Annotated in this window: 16 protein-coding genes and 2 tRNA genes; 4 read left to right on the top strand and 14 right to left on the bottom strand. The window is 65.9% G+C overall.

All coding sequences use genetic code 11. The annotated features are described in order from the left end of the window. Positions 1 to 243: 243 nt before the first annotated feature. Positions 244 to 1,215 (top strand): lactate/malate family dehydrogenase, encoded by a 972-nt coding sequence (locus tag CGZ88_RS07140; protein WP_101671466.1) that lies wholly within the window; start codon positions 244 to 246, stop codon positions 1,213 to 1,215. 98 nt (positions 1,216 to 1,313) lie between these two features. On the opposite strand, the gene CGZ88_RS07135 is transcribed toward CGZ88_RS07140, so the two are convergent. Continuing rightward, positions 1,314 to 2,024 carry a hypothetical protein gene (locus CGZ88_RS07135; RefSeq protein ID WP_026645531.1) on the bottom strand — a complete coding sequence of 237 codons (711 nt, stop codon included), beginning with the start codon at positions 2,022 to 2,024 and terminating at the stop codon, positions 1,314 to 1,316. A gap of 337 nt (positions 2,025 to 2,361) precedes the next feature. Here CGZ88_RS07135 and CGZ88_RS07130 point away from each other — a divergent pair, with 337 nt between their 5' ends. Beyond that, positions 2,362 to 2,829: a prolyl-tRNA synthetase associated domain-containing protein gene (locus CGZ88_RS07130; protein WP_101671465.1), complete on the top strand. Its 468-nt coding sequence runs from the start codon at positions 2,362 to 2,364 to the stop codon at positions 2,827 to 2,829. Between the two features lie 616 nt (positions 2,830 to 3,445). Here CGZ88_RS07130 and CGZ88_RS07125 read toward each other — a convergent pair. The 5 genes from CGZ88_RS07125 to CGZ88_RS07105 form a co-directional block, all read right to left on the bottom strand. After that, positions 3,446 to 3,519 (bottom strand) — tRNA-Gly (locus CGZ88_RS07125). Positions 3,520 to 3,627: 108 nt separating this feature from the next. Then, positions 3,628 to 4,077 carry a holo-ACP synthase gene (locus tag CGZ88_RS07120; protein ID WP_101671600.1) on the bottom strand — a complete coding sequence of 150 codons (450 nt, stop codon included), beginning with the start codon at positions 4,075 to 4,077 and terminating at the stop codon, positions 3,628 to 3,630. 189 nt (positions 4,078 to 4,266) lie between these two features. Next, entirely contained in the window at positions 4,267 to 13,620 is a 9,354-nt protein-coding gene (locus CGZ88_RS07115; protein WP_101671464.1) for a type I polyketide synthase, read from the bottom strand. A 110-nt stretch (positions 13,621 to 13,730) separates the two neighbouring features. Next, positions 13,731 to 15,401: an acyl-CoA carboxylase subunit beta gene (locus tag CGZ88_RS07110; RefSeq protein WP_101671463.1), complete on the bottom strand. Its 1,671-nt coding sequence runs from the start codon at positions 15,399 to 15,401 to the stop codon at positions 13,731 to 13,733. Beyond that, entirely contained in the window at positions 15,398 to 17,329 is a 1,932-nt protein-coding gene (locus CGZ88_RS07105; RefSeq protein WP_423734416.1) for an ATP-binding protein, read from the bottom strand. The genes CGZ88_RS07110 and CGZ88_RS07105 overlap by 4 nt, the downstream gene beginning before the upstream one ends. Before the next feature lie 400 nt (positions 17,330 to 17,729). Here CGZ88_RS07105 and CGZ88_RS07100 point away from each other — a divergent pair, with 400 nt between their 5' ends. Then, positions 17,730 to 18,386 (top strand): biotin transporter BioY, encoded by a 657-nt coding sequence (locus tag CGZ88_RS07100; RefSeq protein ID WP_026645536.1) that lies wholly within the window; start codon positions 17,730 to 17,732, stop codon positions 18,384 to 18,386. Positions 18,387 to 18,577: 191 nt separating this feature from the next. Here CGZ88_RS07100 and CGZ88_RS07095 read toward each other — a convergent pair whose 3' ends face one another. Beyond that, complete coding sequence (locus tag CGZ88_RS07095) at positions 18,578 to 19,585, bottom strand: biotin--[acetyl-CoA-carboxylase] ligase (RefSeq protein WP_243390100.1); 1,008 nt, start codon at positions 19,583 to 19,585, stop codon at positions 18,578 to 18,580. A 185-nt stretch (positions 19,586 to 19,770) separates the two neighbouring features. Here CGZ88_RS07095 and CGZ88_RS07090 point away from each other — a divergent pair, with 185 nt between their 5' ends. Next, on the top strand, positions 19,771 to 22,140 hold the full coding sequence (locus CGZ88_RS07090) for a DUF6020 family protein (protein WP_101671461.1): 2,370 nt from the start codon (positions 19,771 to 19,773) through the stop codon (positions 22,138 to 22,140). 403 nt (positions 22,141 to 22,543) lie between these two features. On the opposite strand, the gene CGZ88_RS07085 is transcribed toward CGZ88_RS07090, so the two are convergent. The 7 genes from CGZ88_RS07085 to CGZ88_RS07060 form a co-directional block, all read right to left on the bottom strand. Continuing rightward, positions 22,544 to 23,326 carry a PucR family transcriptional regulator gene (locus CGZ88_RS07085; protein ID WP_026645539.1) on the bottom strand — a complete coding sequence of 261 codons (783 nt, stop codon included), beginning with the start codon at positions 23,324 to 23,326 and terminating at the stop codon, positions 22,544 to 22,546. 174 nt (positions 23,327 to 23,500) lie between these two features. Beyond that, complete coding sequence (rplA, locus tag CGZ88_RS07080) at positions 23,501 to 24,190, bottom strand: 50S ribosomal protein L1 (protein ID WP_026645540.1); 690 nt, start codon at positions 24,188 to 24,190, stop codon at positions 23,501 to 23,503. Between the two features lie 14 nt (positions 24,191 to 24,204). Then, on the bottom strand, positions 24,205 to 24,636 hold the full coding sequence (gene rplK / locus CGZ88_RS07075) for a 50S ribosomal protein L11 (protein ID WP_024541045.1): 432 nt from the start codon (positions 24,634 to 24,636) through the stop codon (positions 24,205 to 24,207). 462 nt (positions 24,637 to 25,098) lie between these two features. Beyond that, entirely contained in the window at positions 25,099 to 25,239 is a 141-nt protein-coding gene (locus CGZ88_RS09000) for a hypothetical protein (RefSeq protein ID WP_155802857.1), read from the bottom strand. Between the two features lie 88 nt (positions 25,240 to 25,327). Next, the gene (gene nusG / locus CGZ88_RS07070) at positions 25,328 to 26,254 is read right to left on the bottom strand and encodes a transcription termination/antitermination protein NusG (protein ID WP_026645541.1); all 927 of its coding nucleotides are present in this window, start codon (positions 26,252 to 26,254) and stop codon (positions 25,328 to 25,330) included. 119 nt (positions 26,255 to 26,373) lie between these two features. Further along, positions 26,374 to 26,604 (bottom strand): preprotein translocase subunit SecE, encoded by a 231-nt coding sequence (gene secE / locus CGZ88_RS07065; protein WP_026645542.1) that lies wholly within the window; start codon positions 26,602 to 26,604, stop codon positions 26,374 to 26,376. A 44-nt stretch (positions 26,605 to 26,648) separates the two neighbouring features. Next, positions 26,649 to 26,721, bottom strand: a tRNA-Trp gene (locus CGZ88_RS07060). Between the last annotated feature and the right edge of the window lie 56 nt (positions 26,722 to 26,777).

The raw sequence follows: 26,777 nt of genomic DNA, 5'->3' as shown, positions 1-26,777 counted from the left end.
ATCCGCGGGCGAAACACGCCAATCGGCCACTATACACACGACCCACGACGGCGCGCAATCAATCGCCAAGCCCATGCCAACGTCCACGATGTGACCCTTTTGTTCGCCCAAGGTGGAAGCGCGGCGTCCTATCAACGACGGCGCAACAGCCGCGTCCGACAATGTTCAGCGAACATCATCGCCGTTCAGCGAACACAGAACAACATAGAGAACGCAGACGCGAGCATCAGGGAGGTAGCACATATGGGCACAGTCACGAAGGTCGGCATCATCGGCATGGGACATGTGGGCGCGCACGTCGCGAACAACCTCGTGCTGCAGGGCATCGCCGACGAACTGTACATGACGGAGCAGTGCTCCGGCGACGAGGACCACAGCGCCAAGCTCGCGGCGGAAGTGCAGGACCTCGGCGATTCGCTCGCGTTCTGCCCTCACAACGTCGCGCTCGTCAACTGCGGCGAGGACTACGGTCGGCTCGCCGAATGCGACGTCATCGTCAACGCCGCCGGCAAGGTCAGCCTCGCAAGCAAGGATCGCGACGGCGAACTGTTCTACACGACCGACACGGCGAAGAAGTTCATCAAGCCGATCGCCGATGCCGGATTCGACGGCGTCTGGGTGAGCATCGCGAATCCCTGCGACGTCGTCGCCACCGAAATCTGGAAACTCTCCGGCATCGACCCGCGCCGCGTCATCGGCACCGGCACTGCGCTCGACTCGAGCCGCCTCAAGTACGCGCTGTCGCGCGCGACCGGCTACGACCAGCATTCGATCTGCGCGTACATGCTCGGCGAACACGGCAGCAGCATGTTCGCCGCGTGGAGCGCCGTCAACTTCGGCGGCAAGCCGCTCGCGCAGCTCAGGAGCGAGCAGCCGGAACGCTTCGGCTTCGACGAGGCCGAGGTCGAGGAGGAGGCGCGACACGGCGGCTACGTGACCTACGCCGGCAAGCACTGCACCGAGTTCGCCGTCGCCGACGCCGCATGCCGCCTCGTGCGCGCCGTCGTCTCAAACGAGCATTACATCACGCCGTGCTCGACGCTGATGACCGGCGACTACGGCGAGGAGGGATTCTTCACGTCACTGCCGTGCGTCGTCGGCGCCGACGGCGTCGAGGAGGTCATGCACTTCGATCTGTCGGACGCCGAGCTCGCCGAGTTCCACGCGAGCTGCGCGCACGTCAAGGAGAACCTCGAGCGCATCGGCCTGCGCTGAACTGAGCGTTCACGCAGTCGCACGTGCGAAAAAAACGGCCGTCTCCGCCATGTGCGGCGGGGACGGCCGTTTTTGCTTATGCGGATGACTGATTGTGGTCAGACGATCGTCAGCATGCCGCCGAACATCACGATGAGCAGCGCGACCACTTCGAAGACGAACCACAGCAGCAGCGACGTCCACACATGCGTGAGCACGTTGAGCGGCGAATCCTTCCTGATGATGACGAGCAGCCCCACCCAGACGACGGCGAAGACGGCGAGCGCAAGCGACGCGGCGATGATACCGAGGTTCGCGGCGTTCGCGATGCGCGCGGAGTCGCCGTACATGACGTAGGTCGAATGCCAGAAATCGAACCTGAGCAGCGACACGCCCGAAATGAACTGTTCGGCGCACAGGAAGACGAGGAAAGACGTGAACCACGGGATCTTGCGTCGGTCGACAATCATCATCGCGAGTGAGACGAACGCGAATACGGTGACCGCCCAGGCCACAAGCGCGATGCCGCGCGGGTCGACGTTCGCGAAACGGTGCACGATCTGCGCCGTGTGCCGCACCGCGAGCGAACGGCCGGCCCAATACGGGAACACGAGCGCGGCGAGTACGAGGATGCAGCCGAGTGCCCAGCGCACCGGATGCGAGCGGCTGCGTTCGATGTCGGCAAGCGACACGTCCGATTCGGGGATCGTGGCCTCGGGGTGCTTCGAGACGAGGTTCTCCTCCATCTCCTGACCGCTTTCCGGCTCGGTGGGTGTCGGGCGCGGCTCGGCCTCGAGCTTCGCGACCTCACGTTCGTCGGCGTCCGCCATCGGTGACCTCCCTTACGATGCCCGCGCCCGAAACGCGCGCCGTCCTGTTATGCGTATGCTGCGTATGCGTGACGCGTGTTGCGCACCCGACGCGGATCCGCACGTGTGACGCGTGTTACGCATATACGCCTGCCAGCTTCAGCATACGAACCGCGCCCTACCGTCCCAGGCTGAACCGTCGACCACGGCGACCAGTCGACGCGCAACGTCCCATTCCGTCGACCACGCCGACGAACCGACCCGCTCACCGGCCTCTTTCCGTCCCACTTCGTCAGCCACATCGACGAACCAACCCGCTGAGCGGTCTCGTCAGAGGTCGCGGTGTAGCATCCGCGGTATGCAGACGTTGTATCACACGCTCGCCGCCCTGCACATCGACACCGACGAGGTCGAGCATGATCCGGTGACGACGGTCGAGGCCGCACAGTTCGTCAAAACGCTCATCGATGGCGTCGGCGTCAAGAACCTGTTGTTGCGCAACTCGCGCGACGACTACTATCTCGCCATGCTCGACGAGAGCAAACGCGCCGATCTCAAGGAGCTCGCACGCATCCTGCGCAGCGGGCGACTGAGTTTCGCAAACGCCGAACAACTGCATGACACGCTTGGACTCGAACCTGACAGCGTCACGCCGCTCGCCGTCATCAACGACGCCGACCACGCGGTGACCGTCCTCATCGACCGCACGCTCATCGGCAAGCGTCTACTCGTGCACCCACTGACGAATACGAAGACGATGGCGATCAACTATGACGATCTGATCCGTTTCCTCGACGCCACCAACCACCCGCCAACCCTGTTCTGACCCATTCCGTCGCCCCCATCGACGAACCGACCCGCAAGCAGGCCTGTTTCCGATACAACCGGTCGACCACGGCGACGAACCGCCCCGCTAACAGGCTCCATTCCGTCCCGAACCGTTGACCTCATCGACGAACCAACCCGCAACGGAATCGCTACGGGCAGTCAGCCTCCCCTGTACCGCTCTTGTGAGTTAAAGGACAGAATGTGGGTCTTATGAGTGGCGTCGGGCCTTCCGGTGGTTGGCGTGTCGTGGTGTGATTAGGGTTTCCGGGCCTAATCGGCGGTCCAGTTTGACATCGTGGTGTTTTCTGCTACTGCTGGTGCATGGTCAGGAGAGAGTCGGCAAGGGCGCGGCTATGCCCGATATGCAACCATCCGATGCGCAAGAGGGCCGCCACGCCGGGGCCGAAGGAGGGATCCCTCACCGACGTGCAACGCCCCGCACCCGGCGTGGACGCATACGAAAACGGATTCGGCATCAGAACAGGCTGGGCCGGACGAACATGACACACCCCATTAGACCCACATTTTGTCCTTTAACCCGCTCTTGTACCTTCTCACCCCCGCCAACGATATGCGAAAGGCCGCGGATTCGTTGGAATCCACGGCCTTTCTGATGGAGCGGATGACGGGAATCGAACCCGCGTAATCAGTTTGGAAGACTGAGGCTCTACCATTGAGCTACATCCGCGTGCCGTCTGGAACAGCGTTCCGGACAACGTGTGCCATTATACACAACGCCGTGCCAACCGCAAATCCGCAGCCGCACAACCCACACAGACCAGCCCGCGCGACCTCCCTACTGCGCGCAGAGCATGACGACGGCCGAAGCGATCCCGCCGTCGTGAGAGATCGACACGAACCAATGCAGATCCGGCTCCGGCTCGGCGTCGCTGAACACGTGTGCACCGACCGATTTGCGCAGTCGGCTTTCCACATCGCCGCCAAGCACGATGCGCGGGCAGCCGTCGGCCTCGCTGAGCACCTCGATGGCCGCCCACGGCGTATCGTCGAGCGTGTAGGGGCTCGTCGCCGTCCCGAGCGCCTCGCACCACGCCTTGATGACCGATTCCTTGGCCGCCCACCGCCCGGCGAGGTGCACGGCCTGCCCGTCGTGCTTCTGCTCGGCGCGCAGCCGCGCCTGCCGCAGTTCGCGCGCCGAGAACAGCGCGCGCATATGCGACCCGGGCACCTCGAGCTGCTCCTCGAACGCGCGCACGTCCACCACATCATGTCCGACACCGAGCATCGTCATCGCCGCAACCTCCCTACATCAACGTCTGCCGTCACCCCACGATAACCGCCGCACCCGTGTCCTCCCACGGCGCAACGCAACCGACACGCGCACCCTCCGCAAAAACGCGCGCAGGGCGCGCCGAACGCCGTATGCCTTACGCATACGCCATCCAACGCGCCCCACACAACGCCCGCACAAATCTCAGCGAGCGCACGCCGCGAAGAACCCGTCCGCGCCGAGTCGCGCATCCGGATCGAGCAGCATCGCCTTCTCGACCTCGTGCGCGTCGTAGCCGCGTCCGTCCTCGTGGAATCGGCGGTTGTCGACCGGCTCGTAGAGCGCCGCACGACCCATCATGCCTTCCTCGAACCTGCGTCGTCCGGCCGCGAGCCGCCCGTTCGCCCGCGCACGCCACTCGGCGAGCGCTTCGGCGCCGTGCGCATGTTCGACGGCCGCCTCGAAGGCGCCCGGATGCACGATCGCCGCGAATCCGGAGACGTGACCGAAGCCGAGCGATGTCGCGAGCGCCGCCTTCACCGTCCGCCGCGTGCCGATTGCGAGCGGCCGGCGCAGCCACACCATGTAGTCGTCGCGCGCGAGCTTCGGGTCGACGCATTCGAGCGCCGCATTCGCCGGCACGATGCCGGAGCGGAACAGCTGCGTGATGCCGTTGATCTGGAACACGCACGCGCCGCCTTTCGCATGTCCGGTGAGCGACTTCTGCGAAATCACGAACAGCGGGTTGCCGTCGGCGCGTCCGATTGCGTGGGCGAGCGTGTTGTGCAGTTCCGATTCGTTCGGATCGTTCGCGTTCGTCGACGTGTCGTGTTTCGAGACCACGGCGATGTCGTCCGGCGTGACGCCGAGCGCCGCGAGGTCGCGCACGAGCTTCGACGAGCGGCCGCCGAGCCCCGCGGCGAGTGCGCCGAGGCCGGGCGCCGGGATCGACATGTGTGCGCCGTCGGCGTAGGAGTGCACGAAGCCGATGACGCCGGCGACCGGAAGGCCGAGGCGCAGCGCGATGTCGCCGCGAGTGAGCAGCACGGTGCCGCCGCCCTGCGATTCGACGAAGCCTCCGCGGCGGCGGTCATTCGCGCGTGAGAAGAACCGCGCTTCGATGCCCTTGTCGTACATCTCCTGCGAGTTCGCGGTCGCGTTCATGTTGCCGAATCCGATAACCGATTCGACGCCGATGTCGTCGATGGCGCCGGTGACGACGAAGTCGGCCTTGCCGAGCGCGATTTTGTCGGCGCCTTCTTCGAGCGAGACGGCGGCCGTCGCGCATGCGGACACCGGCTGCACCATGTTGCCGTAGCCGCCGATGTAGCTTTGCATGACGTGCGCGGCGACGACGTTCGGAAGTGCCTCCTGCAGGATGTCGGTCGGGATTTCGTGACCGAGGAAGCGGTCGAGGTACAGCTTGCGCATCGAGGCCATGCCGCCGAAGCCGGTGCCCTGCGTGCTCGCGACCATCGACGGATGCACGGCCTGCAGAATCTCGGTCGGCGTGAAGCCGGCGGACAGGTATGCGTCGACGGTCGTCACGATGTTCCACAGTGCGATCGGGTCGACGTCGCCGACCATCGAGGCGGGGATGCCCCACTTCGTCGGGTCGAAGCCGTCCGGGAACTGACCGCCGACGGTGCGCGTCATCGTCGCGCGCCGCGGCACGCGGATCATCGACCCGGCGTGGCGCGTCACGATCCATTCGCCGCTGTCGTCGTCGGGCATGATTGACGTGTGCTCGGCGTCCATTGCGATGTATTCGTCGGCGATCGCGCGCGTCGGCACGCTGAAGGTCACGTCGTGGTCGAGATAGACTTCGGCCTCCTCCTCGTCGGTGCCGTCGCGGTAGTCGGAGCCCATGCCGAGCGCGAAGGGGCGCACGCCTGATTTGGCGACGACCTCGTCGTGGTAGCGTTCGGCGATGTCGGATTCGGGAACGAGGTTGCCGTCGGCGTCGTACCAGCCCGGCTTGGGCGAGTCCGCCCAGCTGAGCAGTCCCATGTTCCATGCGAGTTCGAGCACGGCACCGGCGGAGAGGTCGACGTCGCCGTCCGCGTGGATGCCAAGCTCGGCTTCGGCACGCGTGCGTCCCGACCCCCAGGGGCCGAGTTCACCGATCGAGACGATGACGATTTCATCCTCCGGCCGTGCGCTCACACGTTCCCAGTCGGCGAGGTCGACTGCAGCCTGCTTCGGCACGTGCGGGCTCGGCAGCGCCTTGACCTGCACGTCGTCGGTGGTGGCGTTGGCCTCCGTTTCCGCCGCGTCGAGCGCAGCGTCTGCGAGCGCTTCGGCGCGCAGAGCCTTGATGTCGATCGGCTCGGCGCCGAGGCCGCCGGTCAGGTCGACGTCGAGCGGCGCGAGCGCGGCCTGCGCGCGCGCCTCGTCCGTCGTCAGCTTGAGCAGTTCGGCGGCGATCTGCTCGGTCGAGTACGTCGTCAAGCCGTGGCGTTCGACGACGGCGACGAGCGGGTCGTTGCCTCCCATGAGCCCGGTGCCGCGCACCCATCCGATCTTCGGATGCGCGAAGGTGACGCGCTGCGACCATGCGCGTTCGGCGCGCGCACGGTTGACGATTGCGTCGAAGGCCGACTTGACTTCGCCGTATGCGCCGTCGCCGCCGAAAACGCCGCGGTTCGGTGAGCCGGGCAGCACGACGTGCAGTTTGTGGCGCACGTCCGTGTCGGCGCCGAGAGCCGCGAATCCGCCGATCGCGCGTTCGACGCCCCACAGCATCAGGCGCGCCTGCGATTCGAAGAGCGCGCCGGAGTCGGCGAGCGAACCGTGCACCGGCGGTGCGGCGAACGGGAAGAACAGGTCCGGCTCGTAGGCCGGCTTGAGCACCGTCGTCGTCGCGCCGTTCGTCTTCTTCTGCTGATGGCCGACCCAGTCCACAAGCGCGTCCACATCGCGATACGACGACAGATTCGCCGGCACGAGCCACAGTTTCGCGTCGCCGCGCGCGTGTTCGCGGTAGCTGCGCTGCGCCCACGTCTTGACGGACGGCTTGAAGCTGTGCGACGTCGCGATGACGGTCGCGCCGCCAGCGAGCAGTCCGCCGACGATCTGCGCGGCGATCGAGTTCGGCGCGACGCCGGTGACGACGGCCACCTGACCGTCGTAGTCGAGCGTGGCCTCGGTCGTGTCGGCCGCCGCCTGCTCGGCGATCGCTGCGTAGCGTGCGGCGAGCGCAGCGTCGTCGCTGTGCGCGGCGTACCATGCCGCCTGCTTGGCGACGGCGTCGCCGGCCGCCGTGAAGTCACCAGCGATTGCGTCCATGTCGCCGTTGTAGTAACCGCGCGCGAGGTCTTCGCGTGCCGACGCCCAGCGGTCGTCGAAGAGGATCGCCTGGCGCGCGTCGAAGCGCGGCGCGACCTGCTTGGGCCAGTCGGAGCCGAGTTCGGCTTCGACGGCGGCGACGACGGCCGCCTGCTCGGCGTCGTCGTCGCCCAGCGGCGCCGGCACGTCGACGCCGAGCTGTCCGAGAACGAATCTGGCCGTCGCGGCGAGCACGCCGTCGGAGCCGGTGACCGACTGCGCGTAAGCGTCGAGCGCGGCCGAGTCGACGACGCCGCCCGCGGCCGCGCCGGCGCTCGGCGTCGCCACCTGCACGCCGTGCGCGGCGGCGACGGCCTGCACGGCCGCGTCGATCATCGTGTTCGCGTCGGCGGCGTTCGCGGCCGTCGTCGCGGCGAGCGTCGTCAGGTCGCCGCCGCGTGCGGAGGCGCCGTCGCGCGAGCCGAGCGTGAGCGCAGCGACGACGTGCTTCGCCCATCCGTCGCCCAGTCCCCACGTCTCGTGCACGCGGCGTTCGATCTGCGCGGGCTTGACGCCGGCGGCGCCGAAGAGCGCGCGCACGCGGTCGCGCACGATGTCGGAGAGCACGGGGCCGAAGGCCTTGTAGTTCGGCGCGACCTTGTCAACGAGCGCGCCGAGGTCGCGGATCGACGCTTCGGCGGCGCCGTCGACGCTCGCGACGCCGAGTTCGGCGCTGATGTCCATCAGCAGCTGGTTGCGGCGCGACGAGACGCCGTTCGTCAACGTGTCGGTCGTGTCGTCGTCGCCGATCTGCTCGGGGCGGATCTTCGCGGCGTACGCGAGCAGCATCGTGATGCCGTCGTGCGCGCGGAACGCGAGGTCCGGCACGTCTGCTCCGGAGACGCCCGCCGCCGGCGCGACCGGCACTTCGGGCACCGCGGCGGCCGGTGCGACGGACTGCGGCGCCGCCGGGGCGGCCGCGGCCGGTGCGCTTTCGGTCGTCGTCTCCTCGATGTCGGCGTCCTCGACGAGCGGATCCGCATCGGTCATGTAGACGCGGCCTTCGTCGCGGCCGACGTTGTACACGGCGACCTGCCGGCGCGCGAACTGCGGCAGACGGAGCGTCTTGGCGGCGAGATTCGCGAGCGTCGGCGCGTTGCCGAGGCCGACTTCGACGTATTCCTCGACGCCGAGTCCGCCCTGTTCGCGTGCACCGAACAGCAGCGCTTGCGTTTCGATCCAGCGCACCGGCGACGCGAACTGCCACGACAGCAGCTCGGTGAGCAGCAGTCGTCCGAGTTTCTGGTCGTCGGCGGCGTAGGAGTCCCAGACAGCGTCGTCGGCGAGCGCGGCGGCGATGCGTTCGCTCGGCACGACGTCGAGGATCCGCTGCGCGAACTCCTTCGTCATCGCGAACGGCGCGGCCACGAGGTTCGGGATGTACAGTCCCTCGAGCGCGCCGCGGTAGTCGATTTCGGCCGGCAGCAGCGCATCGAGCTTGTCGCGGAACTCGGGCACGCCCTTGCGCAGCAGCGACGAATGGAACGGCACGTCGATGCCCGGCACGAGCATGAACGCCGGCTTGCCGCCGAATTCCGCCACGCGGCGCGCGGCGTCGGCGGCGAGCGCCTTGAGTCCGGCGATCGTGCCGGCGACCGCGTACTGCTGGCCGGCGAGATTGTAATTGACGATTTCGAGGAACTCGCTGCTCGCCTGCGCGACCGACTCCACATATTCGCGCACGTGCGCGTCGTCGACGCCGAACTGATTCGGACGCAGCGCGCCCATGCGGTAGTTCGATCGGCCCTGCGCGTCGCGGTCGATGAGATGATGCATCGTCGAGCCGCGGTGGAAGACGAGTTCGAGCACTGTCTCCAGCGGGATGACATGCGCGAAGGAGCTCAGCGCGTTGTATTCGCCGAGCGAATGGCCGGCGAAGTACGACGGGCGGATGTCGGCGCCTGCCTCCTGCATACGCGCCGTCTGCGCAAACGCGACGGTCGCGAGCGCGACCTGCGTGAACTGCGTGAGGTTGAGCAGACCTTCCGGATGGCGGTAGGTGACGCCGTTCGCCGTCAGCTCCTTCGGGTTGTCGCGCACGACGGCGAGGATCGAGAATCCGAGGCGATCGCGCGTGAGCCTGTCCGCGCGCTCCCACACGTCGCGTGCCGCCGGCGACTTCATGCGTTCGCCGAGCACCATCCCCTGGCTTTGGATGCCCTGGCCGGGGTAGACGAAGGCGCTGATCGGCGCGCGCGTGACCGCTGTCGCGCGGCTGACGAGCTGTCCGTCGATGCGGCACGTCACTTCGAGCGCGAGGCCGCCATGCCTGACGTGGCCGACGCGTTCGACGCTGATCTCCACGTCGTCGTCGAGCTGCACCATGCCGTACATGTTGTAGGTCCAGCCGGCGATCTCGTAGTGCGCGCCGCGTTCGTCGAGCGACTGCACGGCGTGCTGCGCCGTCGCCGACAGCCACATGCCGTGCACGAGCGGCTGCGACAGTCCGCTGATCGCGGCGCCGCGGCGCGACGTGTGGATCGGGTTGAAATCGCCCGATGTGCGCGCGAACGCCGTCATCTCGTGCGGCGCGCGCACGTGGACGCGGCGCAGCAGACGGCGCGGCGTCGCGACGACGTGGGCGTCGAGGCCGCCGTCGTCGGCGGCCGGCGCCGGCAGTTCGTCGCTGTAGGCGCGGCCGCGGATCGCGAATCGTTCGCTCTCTTCGGCGAGCACGGTGCCGTCGGCGGCCGTGTGGCGCACATGGATCGTCACGACGCGTCCTGACGCCGATTCGAAGTACGGCTCTGCCCAGCTCGTGAGCGTCACCTGTTCTCCGACGTGCGCCAGCAGCGTCTCCTCATCGACGCCCAGCGCGATCAGATGGTCGAGATGGACGGCGTTGAGCAGGCCTTCGATGACCGGGTATCCGTCGACGCTGACCGAGCCGAGCGCCGCATAGATCGCCGGCCATGCGGGACCGACGAGCGCGTCGGGCGCGATCGGCGCGGGCACGAGGTCGACCGGCAGAGCCCCACCGGTGGCCGCCTCATGGTCGGCGCCGAGATTCGCCGACAGCGTGTATGCGGCGTGCGCGACGCCGAAGGGCGCGGCCGTCTCGTCCACGCCGTCCGTCGCGGCGTCGGCGGCTTCGATCGTCGGCATCGCCGTCAGCTGGTCGCCGGTGATCGCCGTGTTGCCGATACCGGCCGTCGCGGCGAGCATGCGGTAGACGTGTTCGGGCAGGCGCTCGCGGTCGACGACCGGGATCATGCCGGTCGCGTCGAGCTGCACGTTGAGCGGGATGACGATGTCGCGCACCGCATGCTTGTCGAGTCCGCCGTCCGGTTCGTCGTCCCAGAACGTGTCGAGATGGATGTCGAGGTCGAACTGTTCGACGCCGGCCTGCTCGTCGCGGCCGAGATGAATCAATTCGTAGGTCTTGTCGCCGCGCGCGGTGCCGTAGGCCGGATTGGCGCTCTGATGGCCGATCCACGAGAGGTTCGGACTGCGGCGGATGAAGTCCTCGGCGTCGTCGGCGCCGGCGAGCAGCGCGAAGCGCTCGGCGGCGGCCGCGTCGACATCCGCGGCACCCGTTTCGCCTGCCACGCGCGCCGTCATCGCGTCGTTGAAGCGGCCGAGGATGTCGGCGACCGGCTCGTCGACCGTCGTGATGCCGGCCACCGAGATCGGGCCGGGGATGATGCGCACCGAATCGGCCGGATAGCGCGGGTCCTCGGACTGCCACAGCTGGTCCTGTCCCCACCAGCGCAGCAGGTCGTGGTCGATTGCCGGCACGAAAGGCATCGGCTTGGGGTATTCGCGCACGAGTTCGGTGAACCACGCCTCATCGGTCGGCGTCACCGTGAGTTCCTGCATCACCGGATAGGCTTCGACGAGCGCGGCGAGCGCGGCGAAGGGGTCAGCTTCGACGTCGGCGCGGCGCGTGAACATCGGCGTGAACGCGCCCTGTTCGAGGTCGATGACGCGCGCCTCGATGCGCTGCAGCAGATGCAGGTAGCGGTCGGCGTATGTGCCGTCAGCCCACGGGAACGCGAGTTCGGCGAATCGGCGAGCCCAATCCTCGTAGCTCATCGTCTCAAGGTCGCCGAAGTACGGCTTCGCGGTCTGGTCGAGCGCTTCGATGATCTCCTCGCGGCGCGATTCGAGCTCCTCGGGGTGCTTCATGATGTGCACAAGCAGGCGACCGCAGCGCGCGGAGGCGTTCTCGAGCTCGTAGATGTCAGCATGCAGATGGCTCAGGCCGCTCGTCACGCCGCCGACGGCCTTGCCGCTCGGCACCCACTGTTCGCCGAGCGGCGCGAACACGTCGACCGCATCGGTGTCGGCCGCCGTGATGCCCGGCGTCTCGACGAGCAGTCGCTTGACCTCGGGCGACGTGTGCGCCTCCTTCGCCGTCATGACGGCGGTGCCGACGAGCACGCCGTCGACGGGCATCGCCGGGCGGCCGTAGCGCGTCGCCCATGCGCCGGTGATGTAGTCGGCGCCGCGCTCGGGCGTGCCGATGCCGCCGCCGACGACGAGCACGAGGTTGTCCTGGCCGCGCACCTGCGCGTAGGTGGCGAGCAGCAGGTCGTCAAGCGATTCCCAGCTGTGGTGGCCGCCCGCAGAGCCGCCTTCGACCTGCACGATGATCTTCGCCGGCACGACGGCCTTCGCGATGCGCACAACCTGGCGGATCTGCTCGACGGTGCCCGGCTTGAAGCATACGTAGGGGAAGCCGTCGGCGTTGAGCGACGCGACCAACGCGACCGCCTCGTCGAGTTCGGGAATGCCGGCAGAGACGACGACGCCGTCGATCGGCGCGCCGGACGCGCGCTTCTTCGGCACGATGCGCGACGAGCCGAACTGCAGGTTCCACAGATAGCGATCCATGAACATCGCGTTGAATTCGACGGTGCGTCCCTCGTCGAGCCGTTCGCCGAGTTCGGCCATATGACGGTCGAAGACCTCGGCCGTCACCTGGCCGCCGCCGGCGAGCTCCGCCCAGTATCCGGCGTTCGCGGCCGCGGCGACGATCTCGGGGTCGACGGTCGTCGGTGTCATGCCGGCGAGCAGCACCGGCGGCTTGCCGGTCAGCCGAGTGAACGCCGTCTCAATACGCTCACCCTGTGGCGTGCGCACGAGCCGCGGCGCATACTTCGTCCAGTTCTGCAGGCGCGCCGGGTCGTCGACGGCCGTCGCGAGCGCCGCGCGCGAGGCGACGTCCGACGCTTCGACGACGCCGACGCCGGTGCCTTCAGCGACGGCCGCGCACAGCTTGCCGAGCGTCATACCCGGCCCGAGGTCGATCGTCCACAATGTGCGCGGATCGTGTTCCTTGAGCAGTTCGCCGATCTGCATGTTCCAGTCGACCTGATTGACGAGCACCTCCTCGGCGAGCGTGCGCGCGCGTGCCTTGTCGATGCCGCATACGGCCGCCCATGTGACGGTCGTCTCGACGGCCTGCGCCATCAGCGGCGAATGGAACGGCAGCGTCACCTCGAGGTATTCGAGCACCGGGTCGAAGACGTCGCCGCCGCGCACCTTGTCGGCGCGCAGCCGCGCCTGACGGCGATGCTCGCGCGCCGCCTCGTCGGCGAATGCGGCGAGGTCCTGCGGGTGACCAGAGAGGACGACGTGGTTCGCCGAGTTGATGACGGCGACGCTGATCGGGCCGAGCGCGTCGGCGACGCGTGCGATCAACGCGTCCGCCTGCGCCGGCAGGATCCCCTTGACCGACAGCATCGGCGTCGCCTCGCCGAACTTGCGCACAATGCGTCGTGCGCGTGCCTCGCGCGTGCCGGCGGCGCCGATCAACGCGGCGATCGCGAGGATCTCGTCGATGCGCGGGCGCGCCGCCTCGATCGAGCCGGCGTCGGCGATCGCCTGCGCCATGTGCACGGCGAGGATGCCCTGCGAGTGGCCGAGCAGCGCGACCGGCTTCGCGTCGGCGATCGCATAGCCGAGCTGTTCGAGGTCGATCAGGGCGCCGAGCTGGGCGAGCGCGATGCCTTCGATGCTCGCCGTCGCGTCCGCGGCCGCGCCGAGCGTCGCCGGGTTCGCGTCGAAGTCGAACAGGTCGACATCTTGTCCGCTCGTCGCGAGCAGCTGCGCGGCGACCGGCGTGAGCAGATCGTGTGCGCGGCGCGCGGCCGCCCTGAGCGCGTCGGCGGTCATCGGCTCGTCCATCAGCTCGGCGAGCGCCGTCGTCCACGGCGTGGACTGCCCGGCGAACATCAGGGCGTGGGCTTCGTGCTGGAGTCGTTCCATGAATGATGCGGTACTCATCGGTATCGGTGATGCTTTCTCTTCGGTGTTCTTCGGTGGTCTTGAGTTGATTTGATTGCGTTTGCAGTTGATTGAGTTTGCAGTTGATGAAGCGGTTAAGTCGGCCGCCGTCACAGCGGTTGGTTGCCGTGGTGTCTGCCGGCGCGGCGCGCGCGTCGTTTACCGCGCAGCAGCCGCAGTCCCTCGATCAAGGTGTCGCGTGTCTGCTCGGGGTCGATCATCGCGTCGATCTGCCCGGTTTCCATCGACAGGTTCGCGTTGACGGTCGTACGTTCGTATTCGGCCGCGTACTTCGCACGCACCGCCTCGACGTCCGCGCCGGCATCCCTCGCCTTCTGCAGATCCTTGCGATGGATGATGTTGACGGCGCCGGTCGCGCCGAGCACGGCAATCTGCGCCGCCGGCCACGCGTAGTTGAGGTCGGCACCGATCGACTTCGACCCCATGACGATGTACGCGCCGCCGTACGCCTTGCGCAGCACGATCGTGACGAGCGGCACCTGCGCGTTCGCATACGCGTAGATGACCTTCGCGCCGCGGCGGATGATGCCGGCGTGCTCCTGTTCGGCGCCCGGCTTGTATCCGGGCGTGTCCACCAATGTGACGACCGGCAGGTTGAACGCGTCGCACAGTCGCACGAAACGCGCGACCTTCTCCGACGAGTCGACGTCGAGACCGCCGGCGTCGACGTTCGGCTGGTTCGCGACGAGGCCGACCGGGTAGCCGTCAACGCACGCGAATCCGACGACGGCCGACGGCGCAAACAGCTCATGCACCTGCACGAACTCGCCGTAGTCGACGACGCAGCGGATGACGTCGAGCACATCGTAGGGCTGGCGGTCGTTGTCGGGCACGATCGTGCCCAGACGTCGCGCGACCTCATGGTCGGCGCGCGTCGCCATATACGCGTAGGTCGGCGGCTGCTCGTCCGCATTCGCCGGCAAATACGCGAGCACGGTGCGCGCATAGTCGATCGCATCCGCCTCGTCGACGCCCAGATAGTGCGCGACGCCCGACGTCGTGCTGTGCACGACGCCGCCACCAAGATCGTCCATGCTGATTGATTCGCCGGTCGCCGCCTTGATGACGTCCGGCCCGGTGACGAACATGTTCGAATTCTCACGCGTCATGACGATCAGGTCGGTCAGCGCCGGGCAGTAGACGGCACCTCCCGCGCACGGCCCGAGGATCAGCGAGATCTGCGGGACGGCGCCGCTCGCCTCGCAGGTGCGCCGGAAGATGCGCCCGTACTGTGTGAGCGCGGCGACTCCTTCCTGGATGCGCGCGCCGCCCGAATCGATCAACGCGACGATCGGAATGCGCAACGTGAGTGCCTGATCCATCAGCCGGCAGATCTTGCGTCCTTCAGCAACACCAAGTGTGCCGCCGCGCACCGAGAAATCCTGCGCATAGACGGCGACGCGCCGCCCGTAGACTTCGCCGAATCCGGTGATGACGGCCGCGCCGGCGCGCCCTGCGTTGATGTCGCCGCCGCTGAATCGTCCGATTTCCTCGAAGGTGCCGGTGTCGAGCAGCAGATCGAGCCGTTCGCGCGCCGTCAGCTTGCCTTTGACGTGCTGACGGTCGCGCGCGTGCGCCTCGGCGTCGCGCGCCAGCTGTGCCGCCTTGAGCACAGACGGCCGGATCGGCTGACGTTCGCCGCCCATCGCGTCGCCCTCCGTTGCTGCGCGCGGCGTATCGACGGCCGCGGCGACGGCGTCGTCGAGCGTGCCGTCGGCGACGAGCGCCTGCAGCGCCGGTGATTCGGTGATGTCGCTCATGCCTGCTCCCCCTTGCTGGTGTTGGCAGCCGCGTTCTCGGCAGCTGTAGATTCCTCGTTGCGATGCGCGCCTTCGACGTCGATCGTCAGCAGCGTTTCGCCGGCGTCGACGGCGCTCGCGGGTGCCGCGAAGATCTTGTTGACGACGCCGTTGACGGGCGCGTAGACGTAGTTTTCCATCTTCATCGACTCGAGCACGACGAGCAGGTCGCCTTTGGCCACCCGCTGCCCCGGCGTCACGGTGATGCGCGTGACGATCGCCTGCATCGGCGACGCGATGACGCCGGAACGTTCGTCTTCGCGCTGCCGTCCGCGCTCGATGTGATGCATGCCCTGACCGCGCAGCGGCTGCGTCGCGCGTTCGGCGGCGCGTGTGCGTGCGCCTCCGGTGAGCGTCGCGACGACGTCGCTCGGCACGGTGAGCACGACGCGCCGATGATTCATTTCGATGACGATTTCCTCGCTCGGCGTGTGCGCGTCGGCCGGCTCCGCGGACGCGCTCAGCGACGCCGGCTGGCCGCTGCGCGTCGACGCCGGCTCGCGGTTGAGATACTTGCGTTCGAGCCATTTCGTGCTCACGGCGAATTCGGCACCGTGTTCGGCCGTGAATTCGTCGTCGGCGAAGACGGTGCGGTACAGCTCGACCGGGGTCGGCACGCCGGTGATTTCGATTTCGTCGAGCGCGCGGCGCACACGTGCGACGGCCGCCGCGCGATCGGACGCGGTGACGACGAGTTTGCCCATCATCGAATCGAATTTCGGGGAGATCGTGTCGCCTTCGAGGACACCGGAGTCGACGCGCACGCCCGGGCCGCTCGGCCAACGCACCGTCTCGAGTGTGCCTGCGGACGGCGTCAGATTCGATTGCGGATCCTCGCTCGTGATGCGCAGTTCGAAACTGTGGCCGCGCGGCGACGGCGCGTGCGTCAGCGCACCGCCGGCGGCGATCGTCAGCTGTTCGCGCACGAGATCGACGCCGCTGACCTCCTCGCTGACCGTGTGTTCCACCTGCAGACGCGGATTGACTTCGAGGAAATACGCTTTGCCGGATGGCGTCACCATGAACTCGCAGGTGCCGAGGCCCACATAGCCGACCGCTTCAAACAGGCGACGCGAGTAGCGTTCGAGCTGTTCGAGGACGTCGTCGGGCAGGAACGGCGCCGGCGCCTCTTCGATGAGTTTCTGATTGCGTCGCTGCACCGAGCAGTCGCGCGTCGAATAGACGGTGAAATCGCCGTGCATGTCGCGGCCGCATTGGGTTTCGACGTGTCGGCCGTTGTCGATGAATCGTTCGACGAAATAGTCGTCGAGGTCGCCGCCCTGCGCGGCGTTGTGGTTGAGGTAGAAGCCGCGCAGCTCGTCGTCGCTGCGCACGAGCGTGATGCCGCGTCCGCCGCCGCCGTCAGTGCGTTTGAGCATCAGCGGATAGCCGTGCGTGTGCGCGAAGTCGAGCAGCGGACGCATGCCGGTGACGGCGTGCGAGATGCCCGGCACCGGCGGCACGTCGGCTTTTTCGGCGACGCGGCGTGCGCTGATCTTGTCGCCGAGCGCGTCGAGCGCCTCCGGCGACGGGCCAATCCAGATGGCACCTTCGGCGATCACCTTGCGCGCGAAGGAACTCACTTCGGAGAGGAAGCCGTAGCCGGGGTGGACGGCGTTCGCGCCCGAACGGCGCAGAATCGAGATGAGCAGATCCTCATTGAGATAGGTGTCCGCATAGGTGTCGCCGGACAGCAGAAACGCCTCGTCGGCCATGCGCACATACTGGCAGTGGCGATCCTGTTCCGCATAGACGACGACGGTCGGCACCCCCATCTCCCGAGCCGTCCGCACGACGCGCAGCGCAATCTCCCCCCGATTGGCCACCAGAAGCTTCATCGGGGTTGGGGCGTCGGGAGTTGTGGATGCGGCGGAATCGGCGGCGGCCATGGGCGTGCGTAGGCCGGGCGTTCGGGACGATGCGTCGGTGCGGGTCGGTGAAGCGCACGCAGTGGGTGGATGCACAGTCGGGTCTTGGTCAAGCATGCGTTTCAGCATCCTCTTTTTCGTGAGGCGTCGACACTTTCGTTCCCACAAGAATCGTCCCCGACTTTTGTGGACGTGAACAAAACCCGTCCCCCGTCCCCTTCCGTATCCTTACCCCCGTCCCCACCATCTCGCAGCTGCAACCCATCCGCCCGGCTCCTACGGGTAGCCTCCAGTTACGGGTAGCGACCTGTTGCGGGAGGCACCTGATCACAGACAGCCGTGTGCCGCCGGCAGCAATCCGTTACCGGTAGCAGGCGGGGATGGCGGATACGGACAGTCCACAACATATGAAGGAACGACGATGAATCATCAATCGAACCACAACAGCAGTCTCACCATTCGGACGTCAGAAGTCACTATTCGGCGTGTCGCCGGCGGTGCGCTGCCGGTAGCGCTCACGGCCGGGGCGTTGTGGGCGGCCGCGGCGATCGGTCGCATCGCAATTCCGGGAACGCCGGTGCCGATCACGTTGCAGACGCTCGTGCTGATGATCGCCGCCGTGACGCTCGATTGGCGACGTGTCGCGAGCGCCGTCGCCCTCTACCTGACGATGGGGCTGTGCGGACTGCCGGTCTTCTCGGGCGGCATGTCGACGGCCGCGCTCGTCGGTCCAACATGCGGCTTCCTGTATGCGTTCCTGCCGGCCGGCATCGTCACGTCGCTGCTCGGCGCGCTCATCGTGCGGTTCGCGTCGCGAAACGGCATCAACGGCCACATTCACTCCACGCGCGCGGCCGCGCTGATGCCGATTGTGGTCTTCCTCGGCTATTTCCTCGCGTGTGCACTCGGATGCGTGCTGCTGCAGGATGGCGTTGGCGTGCTCGTTCAGGCGGCGACGACGCATGCGCCGCTAAAGCCGCTCGCGATGGCGTCGTCGGCCTTCCTCCCCGGCGATCTGCTGAAAGCCGCGCTTGCCGCTTCGCTTGCGACACCAATCGCGCTCGCCAAGCTGCGCTGACCCGCCGGTTGCGATCGTCCCAGGCGCACCCCGCACCCGGAACGATCGCAAACCGAACCGTCAGCGAACGCCAGCGTCACGATCCGCACCCGGAACGATCACAACCGCCCCTCCCAGCGAACGCCGCAGCCGCACCCCGCACCCGGCACGTTCGCAACCCAGCCCGCCAGCGACCGCCACCCGTCGCCCGCTCAGCGCGCCACGTTCGGCAGCACGCCTACGTCAGCCGTGTGCACGATCCGCTCTTCGCCGTCGTAGGTCGTCATAGACAGCGACGCGTCGGCGTTGATGCCATGCGCAATCCCGCGCTCCGTCTCGCCGTTCGTATAGTGCACCTCGACCGGATGCCCGAGCGTCCAACTTTCCTGCACGAGCCGGCGCCGCAAATGCTGCACGTCCACCTCGGGGTTCAGCCCAAGACTCCACAGCCGCTCCTCGATATGTTTTACCGTGCGCGATGCGATGAGATCCATCACCGCCTCCGTGCTCGGCCGCTCCCCCGCGTGCTCGGGTTGTGTGATGAGCTGCCACGACGTCGCCTCGTCGGTCGGCAGCTCACCAAGCGGCACGTCGATGTTGAGCCCGACCCCATAGATGACGGCGACGATGTCCGGCGCGGGCACCGTCACGATCTGCGCGAGGATGCCGCCGAGTTTATGCCCGTGGTAGACGATGTCGTTCGGCCATTTGAGCATGACGTCGTCGCGCGCGTCGTCGATGTTCGCCGGGTCGCGCACGAGCATCATATCCGTTTCACTCAGTGTTTCACGCAGCGCGTCGAGTACGGACAATCCCGCGATCATCTGCAGCCATCCGTTGATCTGCGGGTCGCATGCCACATTCTTGCCCACCGCGGAAATGAACGACATCATGAACGATTTCCCCGGCGAGCTGAACCATGTGTGGTCGAGCCGGCCGCGCCCTGCCGTCTGCTCCCGCGCGCTGACAATCGTCATGCCGTTGCGATTCCACCGCCCGCTTGTGATGTATGTTTCAGCGACCGTGTTCGTCGACCCGACCGATTTGAGCGACACGACATTCGCCACCGCCCGCGTCAGCGGCAGGTCGCCGGTGACGACATTGTCATCGCGGAACGGATTCTGCTGCGCGCTCGATGCGGCCACCGACCCAGACATCGACGCAGCCGCAGCACCGCCATCGTTGTTGTTGCCGTTGCCGCTCATGTTTCCTTCCGCCATGCGATGCTCCTCCGTTGATGTTCTGATTCCCTATCCATCATGCACCCGAACTCCGATGCCCACACGCGACCACCCATGCTCCTCCCCACCGACAACGACCCCCGCACATCCCGCCACCGCCCACTGCGCCGACGGCTAACCCCGCATGAGCCGTCCATTCTGCCGCCGATTGTACAATCGCGTCTATGGCACGTGAGCATCCCACCGATTCCGACACCCCGACGACCGCGTCGTTCACCAATGCCGAATCCTCCGCGACCACAACCCCCGCTTTCCGCGTGACGCCGCCAACGTTCGCCGACCGCTGCGGCGCGTTCTTCCGTTGGCTGATCGCCGCGCTCGCCTGCGTTTGGATCTCCTGGTGCACGTCGATCGGTCCGCTGATGCGCTCCGACGTCGGTCTCGCCGGCTTCGGATGGACGAACGCGCTGCTGTTCCTCGTCATGTTCAGCTGCACCTTCGGTTTTGTGCTGCTGCTTGTTTTCACCGCCTACCGCCGCGAAGGCATGTGCAAACCCCGCAACCTCACCCGAGTCCGCCCCCACACCCCGACCTCCGCCACTGTCGGTGATTCCCCTTCCGCTACCACATCTGATTCCCCTTCCACCCCAACCGATTCCGTCTCCGGTCCCACAACCTCCGTATCCACCACCGACTCAATCCACATCGCTGTGGATACTGATGTGGACGATCACAATGACTCTTCCACAATCGCGGTGCATTCTACATCCCCTCTGTCCACATCCTCCTCCATCCACACCCCCGCGAACTCTCACACTCCCGAAAACGCCCACACCTCCGACATCCACGCGAAGCCCATCAAGCACACCTTCGCCTTCCGCCTCCGCCCCCACTGCTCCCACATCACCGCCGCCGTCTCGCGCGCGATCATCGCGGCGACTTCCGACTGGAAACGCATCTGGCTCGTTCTCGCCATCTGCTGGCTGTGGGTTCCGGCGACGCTCCTCGCGGCCTTCGGCGCCGACATCTATTCGCAAGCCCGCGAATTCGCCTGGGCGTGGAATCAATGGACCGGCGTCGACCAGCCCTACATCGGCTTCTTCTCCTTCGTCCCGATGGACATCTACCCAACCGCCCACTACATGTGGCCCGACCAGCCGACCTACCTGACCGACCAGCACAACATCGTCCTCACCGTCTTCTACGGCGGCGCCCTCGCCATCTCCCGCTACCTGACCGGCTCGAACGACGCCGGCCTCGTCGTCCTCGCCTTCCTCCAATGGTTGTTCGCCGGTTTCTGCTGTGCATCCGCCGCGAATCGTTTCTTCAATCTGCCGTGGCTCACCCGCCGTTCGCGCAGCAAGGACCACCGCAGCATGCCCGCTGATTCCTCACTGATCACCTCGACCGCGACGACGATCTCCACGCGCATCACCCCTTACGCGGGCACTCCCGCCGGTGCCTGCGCCCGCGCGCTCATCATGCTCGTCTTCATCTGCTGCCCGCTCGTGCTGTTCGCGACGATTTCGCTGACGAAATCCCCACTGTTCGCGTTCGCATTCACCTGGTGGTTCGGCCTGATGTACGAGCTCTACATGACTTACGCCCCGCGCGTGAAGACCTCCCCCACCCTGCGCACCGAGGTCCTCCCCACGCGCCATATCACGATTGCCGCGCTCGTCGTCTCGGTGAGCGTCATGCTGATCAGCGCGAAGTACGCGTGGTATATCCTTCTCGCACAGGTCGTTTTTTCGTTGCTCGCCGACCGTCGCCGCTGGAAGCTCTACCTCGGCACGCTGCTGCTGCCGACGATCCTGATCCACGGTTCGATCGCCGCGCTGATCGCCTCCGGCACGATCATCAGCGGCGACCCGATCGAATCCCGCGGCATCCAGATTCAGATGATCGCGCGCGTCGCCCACGAGAATCCGAACGCGATCCCGCAGGACGCGCGAGACAAGCTCGCCCCGATTTTCAACCTCGACCAGACCGCGCAGGCCTACCGTCCCCAGGACGCCGACCCGGTCAAATCCTCCGGTATCCAGTCGAAGAAGGTCAGCTATCGTTGGCGTTCCGTCACGCCCGAGGACATGGACAACTTCAACAAGGCGTGGCTTGAGATCGTTCGCGCCGACCCGCGCACCGCCTTCGACGGCCTGTTCGCCAAGAGCTACGGCTACTTCGACATCTTCGATCCGCCCTACGTCCCGATGAGCTATTACATCGACAACGACTATGTCCAGCAGACGAACACCTGGATCAAGTACTACGACCACGGCTGGCGCACGAAGGTCGCCGATTTCGCCCGCGGCTGGAGCAGCATCCCCGTGCTTGGCTGGTTCACCCATGGCAACTGCTATGTCATCTTCACATTGCTCATCGGCGCCGGCGAACTCGTGCTCAGACGTTGGCGCGCCCTGTCGTGGCACATGCCGTTGCTGCTGCTGATGGGCGTCATGATCACGGCGCCGGCGAACAACTTCGAGCGCCACATGCTGCCGATCGTCTTCGTCTTCGGCTTCCTGTGCCTCATGTTCCACCGCGACACTCTCCGCCGTCTCGACCTCCCGGCCATCCCAACATCACAGCACTGATTCCGCGCTGGGTGTGCCGGTCACACGGCCGGCACACCTCAATCCCACTCGGATTCCAGCCATTCCACGGCTTCAGACCGCCCGGTTCGCTCAGAACGCCCCACATCCGCACACAACCGCACTCCAAAACAACCGCGCAGCCAGCTCCGAAACCATATCTGCGCTGAGGGAGAGCATCTTCCCGGCATTCGCCAAGTAGCCCCATCCAAAACCGCATATTTCCGCCACCACGCAAGCCCGCTAGGCGCCCTATCCGACGAAGTTGCTCTCCCTCAGCGCAGATACCAATCAGACTGTTGCCCGGATCCCGACCAACCACCGCTTAGCCATCAACTAGCCCCGCCCTGGTCGCCGCCATCACCGCCTTCTAGGCCCGTAGCCCCTTGCCAACGCCCCATCGCCCTCACCGGTCCCGAATCCGACCGATGGCGATCGCCGTATTGAGCACAAAGGCATCCCGCGGGTCGGTCGCATCCCACCCGGTCGTCTCTGCCGCGCGCTTGAGCCGGTAGCGGACCGTGTTCGGATGGATGTTGAGCTCCTTCGCCGTCGCCTCAAGCGACCCGCCGTGCCGCAGGAACGTGGACACCGTCACGAAGGTCGGATCGTCCTCACTGCTGCCGTGCAATACCTGATAGACGTTGCGGTACAGCTCCTCGCGCGCCATGTCGTCACCGATGAGCGCGCGCTCCGGCAGCAGATCGTCGGCGCGCAGCGGCCGCGCCGGTTCGACGATCGACGGCGCCGCCTGCAACGAGAACAGCGTTTCGCGCACGGCATGGCTCGCCCCTTCGACACCTTCCCGCATCGGGCTGACGTACACGGCTGCCCCTTCGCTGAACGCCGGCAGCATATTCGTGCTCGCGATGCCCGGCGACACAGCCGCCTGCACCCGTGCGCATACGATGACGAAGGCGCCATAGACGCCGATGAGCGGCGACACGCCGCCGAGATCCGTGATGACCTGTCCGATTTTCGCCACCGTCGCCGCCATGCTTTCGGCCGGTTCTCCCCCGACGGCGAAGCATTCGAACTGTCCTCGCCATCCGATGACGTTGAGCAGTGACGTGACGCGCTCATCGCGCAGTCCGCTGATCAGGCATTCGAACGCGAGCGCCCGAATCGTGCCATCGTCCGTGCGTCCCGCCAACAGTTCCAGAATATCCGCGTGTTCGTCGCCCAACATGATTTCGATTCTACCCACCGACCGTTTCTTCTCCGAGCTTCGTCTCTTCATCCTCACGATTCACGCACGCCGCCGACCAACACCCACCACCTACAAGAAATCCCCGCCGGGCATGTTGCCCAGCGGGGATGACGCTTCAATCAGCCGTAGTTGGCCGACCGATCGGAAACCGAATCAGATTGAAGCCGGATCGACCGGAACGCCCGGATCCATCGTCGCGGTGATCGTCGCCTTCGTGATGTAGCGACCCTTGACGGTGGCCGGCTTGAGGCGCTTGACTTCGTCGGCGATTGCGCGGAAGTTCTCATCGAGCGCTTCAGCGGTGAACGAAAGCTTGCCGAAGAGGAAGCTCAGGTTGCCGTTCTTGTCGACGCGGAAGTCGACCTTGCCGCCCTTGATGTCCTTGACGGCCTTCGTGACGTCCATGGTCACGGTGCCGGTCTTCGGGTTCGGCATGAGGCCACGCGGACCGAGCACGCGGCCGAGGCGGCCGACCTTGCCCATCATGTCCGGCGTCGCGACGACGGAGTCGAAGTCGAGGAAGCCGTTGGCGACCTGCTCGACGAGATCGTCGTCACCGACGATGTCCGCGCCAGCTTCGAGCGCCTCGGTGGCCTTCGGGCCACGGGCGAACACGAGAACCTTGGCGGTCTTACCGGTGCCGTTCGGCAGGTTGACGGAGCCGCGCACGAGCTGATCGGCCTTGCGCGGGTCGACGTTGAGGCGGAGCACAGCTTCGACGGTCTGGTCGAAGTTGTATGACGGCATGCTCTTGAGCAGAGCAATGGCCTCTTCCGGCGTGTACAGGTTGTTGCGATCGATGCGCTCGGCCGCTTCGCGATACTTCTTGGAGTGCTTAGCCATCTGTCCCTCTCCTCTCAGTCCGTCACCGTGATGCCCATCGAGCGCGCAGTGCCCTCGATGATCTTCATTGCGGCTTCGATGTCACGAGCGGAAAGATCGGCCATCTTCGTCTCCGCGATTTCGCGGACCTGATCCTTGGTGACCGAGCCGACCTTCGTCGTCAGCGGATTGTCGGCGCCCTTCTGCACGCCCGCAGCCTTCTTGAGCAGCGCGGCCGCCGGCGGCGTCTTGAGGATGAAGTCGAAGGAACGATCCTCGTAAACGGTGATCTCGACAGGGATGATCTGGCCCATCTTGTCCTGCGTCTGCGCGTTGTACGCCTTGCAGAAGTCCATGATGTTCACGCCATGGGAACCCAGAGCCGGGCCCAGCGGCGGTGCCGGATTGGCCTTGCCAGCCTCGATCTGGAGCTTGATCAGCGCCGAGACTTTCTTCTTAGGAGCCATAAGTTGGTTCTTCTTTCTGTGAAGCGGTGAAAACGGCGTGTTTCCACGCCTTCCGCAACCTTGTCTTGCTGTGCTGTGCCAGCGGGAACGCATACGCGTACCCTCCAGTCACAACTTATCCATTATGCCGTGATGCGCCGACATCACGATGCGACGATGCGTCCGCATCACAGCACGTCCGCATCACGACACGTCCGCATCACAGCACGTCCGCATCACGATGCCAACCCGTCACGGCACATCGCGCGCCATCAACCGTCGCAGCACCCCATTACGATCCCGCCCGTCCCATAACCCCGCGAATCCAAACCGACACCCAGGTTTTTCGCGCGCTTGTGTTCCCTTGCAAGCCCCCTTCCTCCCCGTCCCATCATGCCTGCACGGCACGATTGCGCACAAGAAACGGCCACACCCATCTTTTGGCCGTATCTCGGCTGGGAAGGAGCATTTTCTCCGCCACCCTCAGATATCCCCGTCCGAGGTGCGCGTCATCACGCCGATTTCCACCCCCATACTGACCCGCTGCCGAGAAAATGCTCCTTCCCAGCTGAGATACACCCGCGTACCGCAACCGCCTGCAATCAGCGATGCAACGGCGTACATGGCCCGCATCATGCGTCACAACGAGCAACGCGCAGCCGCCCGAAGGCGAACTGCGCGTTGCTTAGAACCGCTTGATGCCGTCTGATGCTCAGACGAGCTTCTCCACCTGGTCGAAACCGAGCTCGACCGGCGTGTCGCGTCCGAAGATCGACACAAGCACCGTGAGCTTCTGCGTCGACGGCTCGACTTCGGAGACGACCGCGGACATCGTCGCGAACGGGCCGTCGGTGACGGTGACCTGATCGCCCACCGCGTACGAGACCTCCATGACGCGCTTCTTCGCAGCGGCCGGCTTGTCGCCCGCCTCCTTGAGCGCCTGCGACGCGATCATCGGCGCCATCATCTGCACGACTTCCTTGCGGGTCAGCGGCGCCGGCTCACGCGTCGGCCCGACGAAGCCGGTCACGCCTTCCGTTTCGCGCACGATGCGGCGCGCGTCCTCGTCCGGCCACATGCGGATGAGCACGTATCCCGGCACACGCACGCGCGTGACGACCTTCTTGCCCTTCTCGGTGTGCTTCTCGACTTCCTCCATCGGCACTTCCACCTGGAAGATCGTGTCTTCGAGACCGAAGCTGGCCACACGCGATTCGATGTTGCTCTTGACGCGCTTCTCGTATCCCGAATACGTGTGCAGCACGTACCACTTGCCGTCGAGCGTGCGCAGGCTCTTCGAGAATTCCTTGACCGCCTTCGCGCCGGCGTCCTCTTCTTCGGCTTCTTCTTGCGCTTCTGCCGCCGGACCGTCGTCGTTTGCGTCGGCGTCCACGGTGCCGTTCGATTTCGCGTCCGAGTTGACGTCCGGCTGCTCGTCGATGTCCTCTTCGATGCTCACGGTTGCAGCCTCGTCGGCGTCGTCGGCCGGCGTCTGTTCCGCGGCGTCCACGGAGTCGTATGCGATGCCTTCCGCGACATCCTCGCTCGGCGACGCGGCGGCGACGGCGTCAATCTCCTCCGTCTGCGACTGAGCCTGATCAGCCTGATTGAGCTCATCGAGATTCACTTCGTCACTCATGCATGTCCTTTTGTGCTGGGGGGTTGATTCCAACGATTGAATGTACCAGAAAACGATTATAGCTGGGGTTCCCCCCAGCTATAATCTCAAGGTTTACGCCTCTTTTCGCTTTGGCCGAATCAGCCGAAGATCAGGAAGGCGAGCTTGCCGAGTCCGGTGTCCATCAGCGTGACGAGCACCATGAGCAGCACGACGAAGATGAACGATGCGAGCGACCAGTAGAACAGCTGCTTCCTGGTCGGCGTCACGACCTTGCGGAGTTCATCGATGATCTGCTTGATGAACAGGCCGATGCGCATGAACACGTTCGGCTTCACGACTAGTTCGCCATGATCGGTCTTCTTGGCCATGTTCCCTCCTGAAAGGCATTCGATGAACTTACTCGCTGTCTTTGCAGGGAAGGCGGGACTCGAACCCACAACCTACGGTTTTGGAGACCGTTGCGCTACCAATTGCGCCACTTCCCTAGGTTGATTCTGCGTCTGCCGTTTCCGGCCTTCGCAAAACTGCCAAGTTGAAATAG

This window comes from Bifidobacterium anseris (genome assembly GCF_002860345.1).
GTDB lineage: Bacteria > Actinomycetota > Actinomycetes > Actinomycetales > Bifidobacteriaceae > Bifidobacterium > Bifidobacterium anseris.
Note: the sequence above shows the minus strand (reverse complement) of the source record. Positions and strands in the feature narration are given on the sequence as shown.

Coding starts and splice junctions, on each gene's coding strand:
- CGZ88_RS07140 (WP_101671466.1), top strand. CDS start 244: ATGGGCACAGTCACGAAGGTCGGCATCATCGGCATGGGACATGTGGGC.
- CGZ88_RS07135 (WP_026645531.1), bottom strand. CDS start 2,024: ATGGCGGACGCCGACGAACGTGAGGTCGCGAAGCTCGAGGCCGAGCCG.
- CGZ88_RS07130 (WP_101671465.1), top strand. CDS start 2,362: ATGCAGACGTTGTATCACACGCTCGCCGCCCTGCACATCGACACCGAC.
- CGZ88_RS07120 (WP_101671600.1), bottom strand. CDS start 4,077: ATGCTCGGTGTCGGACATGATGTGGTGGACGTGCGCGCGTTCGAGGAG.
- CGZ88_RS07115 (WP_101671464.1), bottom strand. CDS start 13,620: ATGAGTACCGCATCATTCATGGAACGACTCCAGCACGAAGCCCACGCC.
- CGZ88_RS07110 (WP_101671463.1), bottom strand. CDS start 15,401: ATGAGCGACATCACCGAATCACCGGCGCTGCAGGCGCTCGTCGCCGAC.
- CGZ88_RS07105 (WP_423734416.1), bottom strand. CDS start 17,329: ATGGCCGCCGCCGATTCCGCCGCATCCACAACTCCCGACGCCCCAACC.
- CGZ88_RS07100 (WP_026645536.1), top strand. CDS start 17,730: ATGAATCATCAATCGAACCACAACAGCAGTCTCACCATTCGGACGTCA.
- CGZ88_RS07095 (WP_243390100.1), bottom strand. CDS start 19,585: ATGGCGGAAGGAAACATGAGCGGCAACGGCAACAACAACGATGGCGGT.
- CGZ88_RS07090 (WP_101671461.1), top strand. CDS start 19,771: ATGGCACGTGAGCATCCCACCGATTCCGACACCCCGACGACCGCGTCG.
- CGZ88_RS07085 (WP_026645539.1), bottom strand. CDS start 23,326: ATGTTGGGCGACGAACACGCGGATATTCTGGAACTGTTGGCGGGACGC.
- rplA (WP_026645540.1), bottom strand. CDS start 24,190: ATGGCTAAGCACTCCAAGAAGTATCGCGAAGCGGCCGAGCGCATCGAT.
- rplK (WP_024541045.1), bottom strand. CDS start 24,636: ATGGCTCCTAAGAAGAAAGTCTCGGCGCTGATCAAGCTCCAGATCGAG.
- CGZ88_RS09000 (WP_155802857.1), bottom strand. CDS start 25,239: ATGTACGCCGTTGCATCGCTGATTGCAGGCGGTTGCGGTACGCGGGTG.
- nusG (WP_026645541.1), bottom strand. CDS start 26,254: ATGAGTGACGAAGTGAATCTCGATGAGCTCAATCAGGCTGATCAGGCT.
- secE (WP_026645542.1), bottom strand. CDS start 26,604: ATGGCCAAGAAGACCGATCATGGCGAACTAGTCGTGAAGCCGAACGTG.